Below are 13,647 nucleotides of genomic sequence, written 5' to 3'. Positions count from 1 at the left end.
ATGATCGCAGAATTTGAATCACGCATTCTGGCGTTAATTGATGACATGGTGGAACACGCCAGTGATGATGAGCTGTTCGCCAGCGGTTATCTGCGTGGTCACCTGACGCTGGCGGTAGCCGCGCTGGAAGCCGGGGACGATCACTCTGCCGACGCCGTTCACGCGGAAGTCACTCGCAGCCTGGAAAAAGCCATTCTGGCCGGGGAACTCTCTCCGCGCGACCAGTCTTTAGTGCTGGGCATGTGGGACAATTTGTTCCAGCAGGCGAAAGCGAAGTAAGTGTATCACCGCCCTCTCCCACAGGGAGAGGGCCGGGGTGAGGGCACCAGACCGCACCCTACTTGACCATTTTCCCCTTCAGCAATTTCCGCACCCACAGTCGGTTTGGATTCAGCCCCGCGAGCGTAACCCTGTCCAGCGGAACCGGCTCGTCGCTCATTTGCGCGGCTAACGCTTCAGCCAGCAGCGGCGCGGAGCATAATCCCCGCGAGCCTAAGCCACCCAGCATAAACAGCTCGGGATGAACGGGCGCGCTTACCGCCGTTTCTTTGTTGTCTGCAAGATCCTGATAGACTTCAAGCGTGGCGTCATAGTCCGGCACGTTTCCCGCCATCGGCAGGTGATCGCGGGTCGCGCAGCGTACGCCGCAGCGCGCCTGACCCTCACCGACATTCACCTCTTTTGCCCACGACGCATCCGGGAAACAGTCGAGCAGGCGCTGGCGGTTTTGCTGCTGATCCGCTTCGCTGTACTGCATATCTGTTTCACCGCGATGGTAGCTGGCACCGATGCAGTGATGGCCGTTGGACGGATTTTGCGGCGTCAGGTAGCCGTCGTAACACAGCACCTGACGCAGCTTGCTCAGTTGGGGGGTGGTTGGGATATGGCTCACCTGGCCGCCAACTGGATAAACCGGCAATGATGCTGTCTGGGTAAACTGGCTGATATGATGCCCGTTGGCCAGCACAACGCTGGCATGCTGGGCCTCTTTGCCGTCAGCGAAACGCAGTTTCCAGTGCGCAGTGCGGCTTAGCGATTGAACCTTATGGGCATAATGCACTGTCAACCCACGCGACTGCCCGAGGGCTATCGCCGCAGAAGACAGTTCAGCCGGACACAGCCAGCCGCCGAGTGGATACTGAATACCGCCGCAGCCGGTGTCGACGCCAGTGGTCTCTGCAACCAGCTGTGCCGTCACTGCATGGGCGATGTCCTCCGGCAGCCCCAGCGACAGCATTTGTGTGATCTTCTGCTGGCTCTTCTCATCCCAGCCGAGCTGCGTCACGCCGCACCAGTCGTGGTCGAACGCAACCGGCAGGCTATCGTAAAGGCGGCGAGCAAACGTAAACGCCGCCGGGAAGAACTGGAACAGTGCCGGATCGTGTGAACTTAATAAGGGATAAAGCGCGCCCTGACGGTTGCCTGATGCGCCCGTCGCCGGCGCCTCGTCAGCGCAGTAGAGCGTCACCTGCCAGCCACGGTGCAGCAGCGCCAGCGAGAGCAGGGCGCTGGCGATACCCCCGCCCACAATGGCGACCTCACGCGAGGTGCTGGCGCGACGGGCAAACCAGGGGGCCTGCGCCGGGATCGCCAGATCCTGTTCCATCACCCCGACCAGCATGTCGCGTTTGCGGCCAAAGCCTTTAGTTTTCCGCATGGTAAACCCCGCCTCCTGCAACCCACGTCGGACAAAGCCCGCCGAGGTGAAGGTGGCAAGCGTCGCGCCCGGGCGTGCCAGACGTGCCATGGCGCTGAACAGGTGCGGGCTCCACATGTCCGGGTTTTTGGCGGGCGCAAAACCGTCCAGGAACCAGGCGTCCACCTTCTGATTCATTGAGTCATCAAGCTTATCGGTCAGGTCATTAATGTCGCCAAGCCACAGGTCGAGCGTGACGCGTCCGTCGTCCAGAATCAGACGATGACAGCCACCGATAGCCGGAGGCCACTGGGCCTGAAGCTGTTCCGCCCAGTGGATAAGCTCCGGCCAGCGCTGATGGGCAAGCCGCAGATCGTGCGCGGTAAGCGGAAATTTTTCGAAACTGATGAAATGTAATCTTTGTAAGGTAGCCTCGGGGTGTGCAGCGCGAAACTGGTCGAACGCCTGCCAGAGGGTCAGAAAATTCAGCCCGGTGCCGAAACCGCTCTCCGCTACGACAAACAGGCTGCGCGGATGCTCAGGGAAGCGGGTGCTGAGATGATTTCCTTCGAGGAAGACATAGCGCGTCTCTTCCAGTCCGTTATCATTAGAAAAGTAGACGTCATCAAAATCTCGGGAAACAGGTGTACCCTCAGCGTTGAATTCGAGGTTGGCAGGTTGTATGGCGTTTTGTTTCACGTAAGTTACTCGTCCGACAGGCAGTGGCACGATCTTAGCGATGTGAGCCCATCGGTGCAAATTTCCACAGAAAATGGCTGATCGGACTTGTTCGGCGTACAAGTGTACGCTATTGTGCGACTCGAAACTTTTTATAGTGCGACTTACAGAGGTATTGAATGAAACGTGCAGTGATTACTGGCCTGGGCATCGTTTCCAGCATCGGTAATAACCAGCAGGAAGTCCTGGCATCTCTGCGTGAAGGACGCTCCGGGATCACTTTCTCTGAAGAGTTTAAAGATTCTGGAATGCGTAGCCACGTATGGGGTAACGTTAAACTGGACACCACCGGTTTAATTGACCGTAAAGTGGTTCGTTTCATGAACGATGCCTCTATCTACGCCTATCTTTCCATGCAGGAAGCTATCAAGGATTCTGGTCTGAGCGAAGACGCTTACCAGAACAACCCACGCGTGGGCCTGATTGCAGGCTCCGGCGGTTCCTCTAAAGCTCAGGTGTTCGGTGCTGACGCCATGCGCAGCCCGCGCGGCCTGAAAGCGGTCGGTCCATACGTTGTGACCAAAGCCATGGGGTCAGCGGTTTCCGCGTGCCTGGCAACGCCGTTCAAAATCCACGGTGTGAACTACTCCATCAGCTCCGCATGTGCGACCTCCGCACACTGTATCGGTAATGCGGTTGAGCAGATCCAGCTGGGCAAACAGGACATCGTATTTGCTGGCGGCGGCGAAGAGCTGGGCTGGGAAATGGCCTGTGAGTTCGACGCGATGGGCGCACTGTCCACCAAATACAACGAAACGCCAGACAAAGCGTCCCGTACTTATGACGCACACCGCGACGGTTTTGTTATCGCTGGCGGCGGCGGTATGGTTGTGGTTGAAGAGCTGGAACACGCGCTGGCGCGTGGCGCGCACATCTATGCTGAGATCGTGGGCTACGGCGCAACGTCTGACGGCGCTGACATGGTTGCTCCATCCGGTGAAGGCGCGGTGCGCTGCATGAAGATGGCGATGCACGGTGTTGATACTCCAATCGACTACCTGAACTCCCACGGCACCTCAACGCCGGTAGGCGACGTGAAAGAGCTGGGTGCGATCCGTGAAGTGTTCGGCGACAACAGCCCGGCTATCTCTGCAACCAAAGCCATGACCGGTCACTCTCTGGGTGCGGCGGGCGTGCAGGAAGCGATCTACTCTCTGCTGATGCTGGAAAACGGCTTTATCGCGCCAAGCATCAACATCGAAGAGATGGACGAGCAGGCGGCTGGCCTGAACATCGTGACTGAAACCACCGAACGTGAGCTGACGACCGTTATGTCCAACAGCTTCGGTTTCGGCGGCACCAACGCCACGCTGGTGATGCGTAAGCTGAAAGCGTAAGCGTTTGAAGGTATAGTAGAAGGGAGCCGCGCGGCTCCTTTTTTTTATGCCTGAACACGGAGTTATGCATGAAGGCTGTTACCCCTGAGAAGAGCGCTCCTTCCGGGAACCTTTCCCTTTTCCGCATCGCCTTTGCGGTGTTTCTGACCTATATGACCGTTGGCCTGCCGCTGCCGGTGATCCCCTTGTTCGTTCACCAGGAGCTGGGCTATGGCAACACCATGGTCGGCATTGCGGTGGGCATTCAGTTTTTAGCGACGGTATTAACCCGGGGCTACGCCGGTCGCCTGGCGGATCAGCACGGCGCAAAACGCTCGGCGTTGCAGGGCATGTTTGCCTGCGGGCTGGCGGGGGGCGCCTGGCTGCTGGCGGCGCTGTTGCCGATAGATGCAGGGTATAAATTCGCGCTGCTGGTGGCAGGGCGTCTGATCCTCGGCTTTGGCGAAAGCCAGCTGCTGACCGGCACCCTGACCTGGGGAATGGGGCTGGTGGGGCCTGCGCGTTCCGGAAAAGTGATGTCCTGGAACGGGATGGCGATTTACGGCGCGCTGGCGGCAGGAGCACCGCTGGGGCTGCTGATCCACAGCCAGTTTGGTTTTGCGGCGCTGGCAGGCACCACCATGGTATTGCCGCTGCTGGCATGGGCGTTTAACGGTTCGGTGCGTAAGGTGCCCGCCCATAAAGGCGAGCGTCCTTCGCTGTGGAGCGTGGTGGGGCAAATCTGGCAGCCGGGGCTTGGGCTGGCGCTTCAGGGGGTGGGCTTCGCGGTTATTGGTACCTTTGTCTCCCTCTATTTCATGAGCCGCGGCTGGGTGATGGCGGGCTTTACATTGACGGCCTTTGGCGGCGCGTTTGTATTGATGCGCGTGCTGTTTGGCTGGATGCCGGATCGCTTTGGCGGCGTGAAGGTGGCCGTGGCGTCACTTGTCATTGAGACCGTGGGTCTGGTACTGCTCTGGCAGGCGCCCTCTGCATCCGTTGCGCTGCTGGGTGCGGCGTTAACCGGCTGCGGCTGCTCGCTGATCTTCCCGGCGCTGGGCGGCTATGCGGCGTTTCAGGATATCTCATACGGGGTCACCGGGCCGCTGGCCGGGGTGTTAGCCACCTCGTTTGGCTACCCGTCCGTCTTCCTGGCCGGTGCAGTTTCTGCGGTGGTGGGGATTGTGGTGACGCTGATGGCGTTTCGCAGGTCGTAGTTTTTGCCCGGTGGCGGCTTCGCCTTACCGGGCCTACAACCGCGCGAACCGTAGGCCGGGTAAGGCGAAGCCGCCACCCGGCAGTTTTAAGCAACCAGCCAGAAAATCGCCAGCGCAATCACCAACGCGATAAACATCAATCCCGGACGGGCAGAAAGCGTTTTGAACGTATCAACTACGTGGGCAAACAGCGGGTTGTAGATCGGCTGAATGTTTCTTACCTCCGGCACGCCGCCTTCCCGCTCGGCGCGGCGAATGAAGATCTGATTGAGCACATCCTGCACCTGCGCGGTGGTCAGCACCGTTTGCGGCGTAGCCTGCCAGCTCTGCTGAGCGTAATCCCGAATCATATCGAACTCGTGCGGTTCCAGCGGTTGTTTCAGCGCCGCCTGTACGCTGTGCAGGGTCGGGGCGCTCTGGGTGCTGAGCGTCTGACGCGCCTGGAGCCAGGTGACCAGATGGGTAAACTGTTTTGCCGGGATCATCTCGCCCGCTTTCACACCGGAAAGTTCCAGCATGGATTGCCAGATAAGCTTTGTGGGTTCGCCGGTAGCGGCAGCCAGCTTAGTGACCATCTGCTTGAGCGTATTATGCTCCGCAGGCTGCAATGGCCGCTCTGTAGACGGGCGCTGTTGCGGCTGCGGGATAGAAAGCTGATTGCTTTGTAGCAGGGTCAACACGGTTTTCAGCTGTTCTTGCGAAAGCTGGCTCAGGGCGGTATGACCGTACTGTTGACGGATAAAATCACTCACCGCCTGGCGATTATTCCCCTGGCCCAACAGCTCGGTCAGCTGCGAGATAATCTGGCGGGTAGTATGTTGCTGCTGTGCGCTTGTAAGACGCTGGTTCAGGTTTTGTTCGGCGGCAGGGAAATGGCGCGACTGTAGCGGCGCATCGTTTCTTACGCCCAAATCGTGCTTAACGCCGGCCCATACCTCTGCGTTTTGCTGTGAGGTTAACGCAATAAGACGCGTGATCAGACGCTCCAGTACGGTGCGTTGCTGCGTGGAGAGCGGTTGTTCGCCTGGCGTGTTGGGCGTTACGGGGCCTTCACCCGGAGGGCGCGGAGGCGTACCTGAAATGGGCTGCATCGTCAAAAATCCTTAAAGTCAAACTCTGCGTAACCGGGCGGAGATATATGCCCGGCGGCGAGATTATGGCACACTTGGCAGGTTTACTTCCTCTCAAACAGGTACTCAGACGTGAAAATCCTCGTTGATGAAAATATGCCTTACGCCCGTGAGCTGTTCAGCCGCCTGGGTGAGGTTAAGGCTGTCCCTGGTCGCCCGATTCCGGTCAGCGAACTGGACGATGCAGACGCCCTGATGGTGCGCTCGGTGACCAAAGTAAATGAGGCGCTGCTCACCGGCAAAGGGGTAAAATTTGTCGGGACGGCAACGGCCGGGACCGATCATGTGGATGACCAGTGGCTTAAGCAGGCGGGGATTGGTTTTTCCGCGGCGCCAGGCTGTAACGCCATTGCCGTCGTGGAATATGTTTTCTCCTCGCTATTGATGCTGGCCGAGCGCGATGGTTTTGCGCTGAAAGACCGCACCGTCGGGATTGTGGGGGTGGGCAACGTGGGCGGACGTCTGCAAAAGCGTCTGGAAGCCTGGGGTATCCGCACCCTGCTGTGCGATCCGCCGCGTAAGGATAACGGCGATGAAGGCGACTTCCGCACGCTGGATGAGCTGGTCGACGAGTGCGACGTCATCACCTTCCATACGCCGCTCTTTAAAGAGGGGCCGTACAAGACTCTGCACCTGTCCGACGAAAAGCTGATCCGCCGTCTGAAGGCTGGCACTATTCTGATAAATGCCTGCCGGGGACCAGTGGTGGATAACGCGGCGCTGCTGACATGTCTCGACGAAAGACAAGATCTTAGCGTCGTGCTGGACGTCTGGGAGCCAGAGCCGGATCTCAACGTCGCATTGCTGAATAAGGTGGACGTGGGTACCGCGCATATCGCGGGTTATACCCTTGAAGGCAAAGCGCGTGGCACAACCCAGGTGTTTGAGGCTTACAGCGCCTTTATCGGCCATCCGCAGCAGGTGGCGCTGGATACGCTGCTGCCCGCCCCGGAATTCGGCCGCATTACCCTTCATGGCCCGCTGGATGAGGCAACGCTGAAAAGACTGGTGCATTTGGTGTATGATGTGCGCCGCGATGACGCGCTGCTGCGTAAAGTGGCGGGTATTCCGGGTGAGTTTGACAAGCTGCGCAAAAATTACCTTGAGCGCCGCGAGTGGTCTTCCCTGTATGTCATGTGCGATGACGCGTCAGCGGCGGGGCTGCTGCATAAACTGGGATTTAACGCCGTTCACCACCCGGCACGTTAATGTCTTCTTAATGCTCCCTGTCGGATGCTCCGGCAGGGACGCTTTTTATTTCTGGAGTAAACCACCATGTCTGAAGGCTGGAACATTGCCATTTTGGGTGCCACTGGCGCCGTGGGCGAAGCCCTGCTTGAAACCCTTGCTGAGCGTCAGTTCCCGGTGGGTGAGATTTACGCACTGGCGCGTACCGACAGCGCAGGAGAACATCTGCGTTTCGGCGGGAAATCCGTGATGGTGCAGGACGCCGCCGCGTTTGACTGGACGCAGGCTCAGCTGGCGTTTTTTGCCGCAGGTGCGGAAGCCACGGCGTCTTACATTGAAGAAGCGACAAATTCAGGCTGTCTGGTGATCGACCTGAGCGGCCTGTTCTCCCTGGAGCCGGATGTGCCGCTGGTGGTGCCGGACGTCAACCCGTTTGTGCTGGCTGACTACCGCAACCGCAACATCATTGCAGTACCGAACAGCCTCACCAGCCAGCTGCTGACCGCGCTGAAGCCGCTGATCGACGACGGTGGCCTGTCGCGTATTTCCGTGACCAGCCTGCTTTCAGCCTCCGCTAACGGTAAAAAAGCCGTAGACGCACTGGCAGGGCAGAGCGCGAAGCTGCTGAACGGTATTCCGATCGACGAAGATGATTTCTTTGGCCGCCAGCTGGCGTTCAACATGCTGCCGCTTCTGCCGGATCGTGAAGGTTCGGTGCGGGAAGAGCGTCGTATCGTCGATGAAGCACGCAAAATTTTGCAGGATGACGGGCTGATGATCTCCGCGAATGTCGTGCAGTCTCCGGTCTTTTACGGCCACGCGCAGATGGTCGGGTTTGAAGCCCTGCGTCCGCTGGCGGCTGAAGAAGCCCGCGACGCGTTTGGCCGCGGTGAGGACATTGTCCTGTCTGAAGAGAGCGAATTCCCGACGCAGGTGGGCGACGCCACCGGCAGCGCGCATCTCTCTGTGGGCTGCGTGCGTAACGATTACGGTATGCCGGAGCAGGTGCAGTTCTGGTCCGTTGCCGACAACGTGCGTTTTGGCGGCGCGCTGATGGCGGTCAAAATCGCGGAAAAACTGGTGCAGGAGTATCTGTACTGATGTCAGATGTGGAACAAAAGCCGGTCCACAGAATTGCCCTCGGCATTGAATACGATGGCAGTAAATACTATGGCTGGCAGCGGCAGAATGAGGTGCGCAGCGTCCAGGAGAAGCTGGAGAAAGCGCTCTCTCAGGTGGCGAATGAACCGATAAGCGTCTTCTGTGCGGGCCGCACCGATGCCGGCGTTCACGGCACGGGGCAGGTGGTGCATTTTGACACCACCGCCGTGCGCAAAGACGCGGCCTGGACGCTGGGTGTAAATGCGAATTTGCCTGGTGACATTGCCGTGCGTTGGGTGAAAGCTGTGCCGGATGATTTTCACGCGCGTTTCAGCGCGACGGCGCGGCGCTACCGTTATGTCATCTATAACCAGCGCCTGCGCCCGGCGGTGTTAAGCCAGGGCGTGACGCATTTTTATGAACCGCTGGATGCAGAACGTATGCAGCGTGCGGCGCAGTGTCTGATTGGAGAGAATGATTTTACGTCGTTTCGTGCGGTGCAGTGTCAGTCCCGTACGCCGTGGCGTAACGTCATGCACATTAACGTCAGTCGTTATGGCGCGTATGTGGTGGTGGATATCAAAGCCAATGCCTTTGTACATCATATGGTGCGGAATATTGTAGGCAGCCTGATGGAAGTGGGCGCCGGACACCAGCCGGAGAGCTGGATTGCAGAACTGCTGGCAGCGAAGGACAGAACGCTTGCGGCAGCAACGGCGAAAGCGGAAGGGCTGTATCTGGTTTCGGTGGATTATCCGGACCGGTTCGACCTGCCAAAACCGCCAATGGGCCCGCTGTTTTTAGCGGACTAAACAAAGGTGCAATTAGGGCTTAGACAATATGGACGTAATACGTTTTCTGATTGATTTCATCCTGCATATTGATGTTCACCTGGCGGAGCTGGTCGCGCAGTACGGCGTCTGGGTGTACGCCATTCTGTTCCTCATTCTGTTCTGTGAAACCGGCCTTGTGGTTACGCCGTTCCTGCCGGGAGATTCACTGCTGTTCGTGGCGGGCGCGTTATCCGCACTGCCAACGAATGACCTGAATGTCCATCTGATGGTGGTCCTGATGATCATCGCCGCGATTGTTGGTGATGCGGTCAATTACACCATCGGGCGGGTGTTTGGCGAGCGGTTGTTCAGTAATCCGGACTCGAAGATTTTCCGCCGCAGTTATTTAGATAAGACCCATGCGTTCTATGAGCGCCATGGCGGTAAGACCATAATCCTTGCCCGTTTTGTGCCTATTGTGCGTACATTTGCACCGTTTGTGGCGGGAATGGGTCACATGTCCTATCGTCATTTTGCCATGTACAACGTGGTGGGCGCGCTGCTGTGGGTGCTGCTGTTCACCTATGCAGGCTACCTGTTTGGCGATCTGCCGGTGGTTCAGGAAAACCTTAAGTTACTGATTGTAGCGATTATTGTGCTTTCCGTACTGCCTGGCGTCATCGAAATTATCCGTCACAAACGCGCGGCGGCAAAGCAAGCGAAGTAAATGCACGCTGGCGGTTCGACCACTTTTTTATCCAAAGTTTCGGGCTGTTATGTTTTAATGTGCAACATTCATGGTCTGTTGGAGGCAAAAATGGCATTATTCGCCTCTTACAGCAAAACTGGCATACGACCAGGTTCAGGCAGAAAGGTTATCAATGAGCTGGATTGAACGAATTAAAAGCAACATTACCCCAACGCGTAAAGCGAGCATTCCTGAAGGGGTATGGACGAAGTGTGATAGCTGCGGCCAGGTTCTGTATCGCGCAGAGCTGGAACGCAATCTTGAGGTGTGTCCGAAGTGTGACCACCATATGCGTATGTCGGCGCGCAACCGCCTGCATAGCCTGCTGGACGAAGGTTCTCTGGTAGAACTGGGCAGCGAACTGGAGCCAAAAGATGTGCTTAAGTTCCGCGACTCCAAAAAATACAAAGATCGCCTGGCCTCTGCACAGAAAGAGACCGGCGAGAAAGATGCGCTGATCGTCATGAAAGGCACCCTGCACGAGATGCCGGTGGTTGCCGCCGCGTTTGAGTTCTCCTTTATGGGCGGCTCAATGGGCTCTGTGGTTGGCGCGCGCTTCGTGCGTGCCGTTGAGCAGGCGCTGGAAGACAACTGCCCGCTGATCTGCTTCTCCGCCTCCGGTGGCGCACGTATGCAGGAAGCGCTGATGTCCCTGATGCAGATGGCGAAAACCTCTGCGGCGCTGGCGAAAATGCAGGAGCGCGGTCTGCCGTACATCTCGGTACTGACCGATCCAACCATGGGCGGCGTTTCTGCAAGCTTCGCGATGCTGGGCGACCTGAACATCGCTGAGCCAAAAGCGCTGATCGGCTTTGCGGGTCCTCGCGTTATCGAGCAGACCGTACGTGAGAAACTGCCGCCGGGCTTCCAGCGCAGTGAGTTCCTCATTGAGAAAGGCGCCATCGACATGATCGTCCGCCGTCCGGAAATGCGCCTGAAACTGGCAAGCGTCCTGGCGAAGCTGATGAATCTGCCGGCGCCGAACCCGGACGAGCCGCGCGAAGGCGTGGTGGTACCGGATCAGGAACCCGAGGCCTGATAACTGAAAAGGGCAGGGCCGAATGGCGCTGCCCTTTTGCTTTCTAAACCGTTAATGACAACCGGGCATCATGGAAAATAAAAGCATTCCTCAAGCCACGTCGCCCCTGGCCGCGTGGCTTTCTTATCTGGAAAACCTGCACAGTAAAACTATCGATATGGGCCTTGAGCGCGTAAGCCAGGTTGCCGCGCGTCTTGACGTGCTGAAACCCGCGCCTTTCGTATTTACCGTGGCCGGCACTAACGGTAAAGGCACCACCTGCCGCACGCTGGAATCTGTCCTGATGGCGGCGGGGTACAAGGTTGGCGTTTACAGCTCGCCGCATCTGGTGCGCTATACCGAGCGCGTGCGCGTGCAAAACACCGAGCTGGCGGAATCCGCCCATACGGCGTCGTTTGCCGCTATCGAAGCGGCGCGCGGCGAAACCTCATTAACCTATTTCGAATACGGCACCCTGTCGGCGCTGTGGCTGTTTAAGCAGGCGCAGCTGGACGTGGTGATCCTGGAAGTGGGGTTGGGCGGGCGTCTGGATGCCACCAATATGGTGGATGCGGATGTCGCCGTCGTCACCAGCATCGCGCTGGATCACACCGACTGGCTGGGCCCGGACCGCGAGAGCATTGGCCGTGAGAAGGCCGGTATTTTCCGGGCCAATAAGCCTGCCGTGGTAGGCGAACCGGACATGCCGCACACCATTGCTGAGGTAGCGAAAGAGAAGGGCGCTCGTCTGCTGCGTCGCGGCGTGGACTGGCAGTATGAGGTGCAGGACAAAGGCTGGCGCTTCAGCGATGCGCAGGGCGTGCTGGAGAATCTGCCGCTGCCGCAGGTGCCACAGCCTAACGCGGCGACTGCGCTGGCAGCCCTGCGCGCCAGCGGATTAGCGGTAAGCGAGCAGGCGATCCGCGATGGCATTCAGAACGCACTGTTACCGGGACGTTTTCAGATTGTGAGTGAGTCACCGCGTCTGATTCTGGATGTTGCACATAACCCGCATGCGGCGGCGTACCTCGCAGGACGTCTCAAATCGTTACCAAAAACCGGGCGCGTGCTGGCGGTTATCGGTATGCTTCATGATAAAGATATCGGCGGCACGCTGGCCTGCATGGAGAGTGTGGTCGATAGCTGGTATTGTGCTCCTCTGGAAGGGCCGCGCGGCGCGACTGCTGAGCAGTTGATGGAACATCTCGGCAAAGGCGAAATCTACAGCAGTGTGGTTTCGGCCTGGCGTGCCGCGATGGCAGAGGCTAAACCAGAAGATACCGTGCTGGTGTGTGGGTCATTCCACACGGTGGCACATGTCATGGAAGTGATGGACGCGGGGAGAACCGGTGGCGAGTAAGTTTCAGAACCGTTTAACAGGAACCATTGTGCTGGTCGCGCTCGGGGTGATTATTCTCCCGGGACTGCTCGACGGGCAAAAAAAGCATTACCAGGATGAATTTGCGGCCATTCCGCTGGTACCCAAACCGGGCGATCGCGACGAGCCCGATATGCTGCCAGCGGCAACGCAGGCGCTGCCTGCCCAGCCGCCAGAAGGCGCAGCGGAAGAGGTGCGCGCAGGTGATGCAGCCGCGCCGTCTCTTGATCCGTCGCGTCTGGCCGCGAATAACAACGTTGAAATCGATCCTGTACCGGTAGAGCAACCCAAACCGGTTGAAAAACCGAAGCCGGTAGAGAAAACGCAGCCTAAACCGCAGCGTGACAAAGCCGACGAGCAGCTGGCTGCGGCAACGGAAACGCCGCCACCGGCCAAACAGACCCAGCAGGAGGCCGCCCCTACGGGTAAAGCCTATGTCGTTCAGCTCGGTGCGTTGAAAAATGCAGATAAGGTCAATGAGATCGTGAGTAAACTGCGCGGCGCGGGATACCGTGTTTATACTTCACCCACCACGCCGGTACAGGGTAAAATTACCCGTATCCTCGTGGGGCCGGATGCGTCTAAAGATAAGCTCAAAGGTTCGCTTGGCGAGCTGAAGCAAATCTCCGGCCTGAGCGGTGTGGTGATGAACTACAGCGCAAACTGATAGAAATTACCCCCTCACCCTAACCCTCTCCCCAAAGGGGCGAGGGCCGGGGTGAGGGGGAGGCAGACGTTCACAGAAACGTCAAAGGTGCGGTGGCGTTGAGCATTTTTTCAGCGCCTTTTTTATTTACGCGTGGGAAGGAAATCCCTACGCAAACGTTTTCTTTTTCTGTTAGAATTCGCCCCGAACTGGATGACAGGGCGTTTAATCGTGGGACACATATGGTCTGGATTGATTACGCCATCATTGCGGTGATTGGTTTTTCCTGTCTGGTTAGCCTGATCCGTGGCTTTGTTCGTGAAGCGTTATCGCTGGTAACCTGGGGTTGTGCTTTCTTTGTTGCCAGTCATTACTACACTTACCTGTCTGTCTGGTTCACGGGCTTTGAAGATGAACTGGTCCGAAACGGAATCGCCATCGCGGTGCTGTTTATCGCGACGCTGATTGTCGGCGCTATCGTCAATTACGTGATAGGTCAGCTGGTCGAGAAAACCGGTCTGTCAGGAACGGACAGGGTACTCGGCATCTGTTTCGGCGCGTTGCGAGGCGTGCTTATTGTGGCCGCGATCCTGTTCTTCCTGGATACCTTTACCGGGTTCTCCAAAAGTGAAGACTGGCAAAAATCGCAGCTCATTCCGGAGTTCAGCTTCATTATCAGATGGTTCTTTGACTATCTGCAAAGCTCGTCGAGTTTCTTGCCCAGGGCATAAACCCTGAGATGTGGCTTAACGAGGAAA

General features: G+C 57.9%; 13 protein-coding genes. 11 read left to right on the top strand and 2 right to left on the bottom strand.

All coding sequences use genetic code 11. The features are described 5' to 3' along the window. Complete coding sequence (locus RS584_RS16385; protein WP_017383451.1) at nt 1-279, top strand: YfcL family protein; 279 nt, start codon at nt 1-3, stop codon at nt 277-279. Nucleotides 280-337: 58 nt separating this feature from the next. Here the strand turns inward: RS584_RS16385 and mnmC are convergent, their stop codons facing one another. After that, complete coding sequence (mnmC, locus tag RS584_RS16380; RefSeq protein ID WP_315748344.1) at nt 338-2,335, bottom strand: bifunctional tRNA (5-methylaminomethyl-2-thiouridine)(34)-methyltransferase MnmD/FAD-dependent 5-carboxymethylaminomethyl-2-thiouridine(34) oxidoreductase MnmC; 1,998 nt, start codon at nt 2,333-2,335, stop codon at nt 338-340. Between the two features lie 158 nt (nt 2,336-2,493). On the opposite strand from mnmC, the gene fabB reads away from it, so the two are divergent. Further along, complete coding sequence (gene fabB / locus RS584_RS16375; RefSeq protein WP_017383449.1) at nt 2,494-3,711, top strand: beta-ketoacyl-ACP synthase I; 1,218 nt, start codon at nt 2,494-2,496, stop codon at nt 3,709-3,711. Nucleotides 3,712-3,779: 68 nt separating this feature from the next. Next, nucleotides 3,780-4,907 carry an MFS transporter gene (locus RS584_RS16370; RefSeq protein WP_315748343.1) on the top strand — a complete coding sequence of 376 codons (1,128 nt, stop codon included), beginning with the start codon at nt 3,780-3,782 and terminating at the stop codon, nt 4,905-4,907. Nucleotides 4,908-4,993: 86 nt separating this feature from the next. Here RS584_RS16370 and flk read toward each other — a convergent pair whose 3' ends face one another. After that, nucleotides 4,994-5,998: a flagella biosynthesis regulator Flk gene (flk, locus tag RS584_RS16365; protein ID WP_315748342.1), complete on the bottom strand. Its 1,005-nt coding sequence runs from the start codon at nt 5,996-5,998 to the stop codon at nt 4,994-4,996. A 111-nt stretch (nt 5,999-6,109) separates the two neighbouring features. Between flk and pdxB the strand changes: the two genes are divergently transcribed. From pdxB to cvpA, 8 genes are all read left to right on the top strand, one after another. Then, on the top strand, nt 6,110-7,246 hold the full coding sequence (gene pdxB / locus RS584_RS16360; protein ID WP_315748341.1) for a 4-phosphoerythronate dehydrogenase PdxB: 1,137 nt from the start codon (nt 6,110-6,112) through the stop codon (nt 7,244-7,246). Between the two features lie 66 nt (nt 7,247-7,312). Continuing rightward, nucleotides 7,313-8,326 (top strand): aspartate-semialdehyde dehydrogenase, encoded by a 1,014-nt coding sequence (locus RS584_RS16355; protein ID WP_015572252.1) that lies wholly within the window; start codon nt 7,313-7,315, stop codon nt 8,324-8,326. Continuing rightward, nucleotides 8,326-9,138, top strand: coding sequence for a tRNA pseudouridine(38-40) synthase TruA (truA, locus tag RS584_RS16350; protein ID WP_001286071.1), 813 nt, complete (start codon nt 8,326-8,328; stop codon nt 9,136-9,138). Before RS584_RS16355 ends, truA begins: the two co-directional genes overlap by 1 nt. 28 nt (nt 9,139-9,166) lie before the next feature. Continuing rightward, nucleotides 9,167-9,826: a DedA family protein gene (locus RS584_RS16345; protein ID WP_003861406.1), complete on the top strand. Its 660-nt coding sequence runs from the start codon at nt 9,167-9,169 to the stop codon at nt 9,824-9,826. Nucleotides 9,827-9,980: 154 nt separating this feature from the next. Beyond that, nucleotides 9,981-10,886 carry an acetyl-CoA carboxylase, carboxyltransferase subunit beta gene (gene accD / locus RS584_RS16340; protein WP_014884667.1) on the top strand — a complete coding sequence of 302 codons (906 nt, stop codon included), beginning with the start codon at nt 9,981-9,983 and terminating at the stop codon, nt 10,884-10,886. 70 nt (nt 10,887-10,956) lie between these two features. Further along, nucleotides 10,957-12,225: a bifunctional tetrahydrofolate synthase/dihydrofolate synthase gene (folC, locus tag RS584_RS16335; RefSeq protein ID WP_023295092.1), complete on the top strand. Its 1,269-nt coding sequence runs from the start codon at nt 10,957-10,959 to the stop codon at nt 12,223-12,225. Next, nucleotides 12,215-12,910: a cell division protein DedD gene (gene dedD, locus RS584_RS16330; protein ID WP_017383444.1), complete on the top strand. Its 696-nt coding sequence runs from the start codon at nt 12,215-12,217 to the stop codon at nt 12,908-12,910. Before folC ends, dedD begins: the two co-directional genes overlap by 11 nt. 221 nt (nt 12,911-13,131) lie before the next feature. After that, nucleotides 13,132-13,620, top strand: a complete 489-nt coding sequence (cvpA, locus tag RS584_RS16325) for a colicin V production protein (RefSeq protein ID WP_000262116.1) — start codon at nt 13,132-13,134, stop codon at nt 13,618-13,620. Nucleotides 13,621-13,647 lie beyond the last annotated feature (27 nt).

This window comes from Enterobacter sp. DTU_2021_1002640_1_SI_PRY_ASU_LCPMC_013, from assembly GCF_032389435.1.
GTDB classification, from domain to species: domain Bacteria; phylum Pseudomonadota; class Gammaproteobacteria; order Enterobacterales; family Enterobacteriaceae; genus Enterobacter; species Enterobacter hormaechei_C.
This window is presented reverse-complemented; position numbering and strand designations above follow the sequence as displayed.

Bases quoted from the DNA above. Each gene is read 5' to 3' on its own strand.
- RS584_RS16385 (WP_017383451.1), top strand. From the start codon at position 1: ATGATCGCAGAATTTGAATCACGCATTCTGGCGTTAATTGATGACATG.
- fabB (WP_017383449.1), top strand. From the start codon at position 2,494: ATGAAACGTGCAGTGATTACTGGCCTGGGCATCGTTTCCAGCATCGGT.
- RS584_RS16370 (WP_315748343.1), top strand. From the start codon at position 3,780: ATGAAGGCTGTTACCCCTGAGAAGAGCGCTCCTTCCGGGAACCTTTCC.
- flk (WP_315748342.1), bottom strand. From the start codon at position 5,998: ATGCAGCCCATTTCAGGTACGCCTCCGCGCCCTCCGGGTGAAGGCCCC.
- RS584_RS16355 (WP_015572252.1), top strand. From the start codon at position 7,313: ATGTCTGAAGGCTGGAACATTGCCATTTTGGGTGCCACTGGCGCCGTG.
- truA (WP_001286071.1), top strand. From the start codon at position 8,326: ATGTCAGATGTGGAACAAAAGCCGGTCCACAGAATTGCCCTCGGCATT.
- RS584_RS16345 (WP_003861406.1), top strand. From the start codon at position 9,167: ATGGACGTAATACGTTTTCTGATTGATTTCATCCTGCATATTGATGTT.
- accD (WP_014884667.1), top strand. From the start codon at position 9,981: ATGAGCTGGATTGAACGAATTAAAAGCAACATTACCCCAACGCGTAAA.
- folC (WP_023295092.1), top strand. From the start codon at position 10,957: ATGGAAAATAAAAGCATTCCTCAAGCCACGTCGCCCCTGGCCGCGTGG.
- cvpA (WP_000262116.1), top strand. From the start codon at position 13,132: ATGGTCTGGATTGATTACGCCATCATTGCGGTGATTGGTTTTTCCTGT.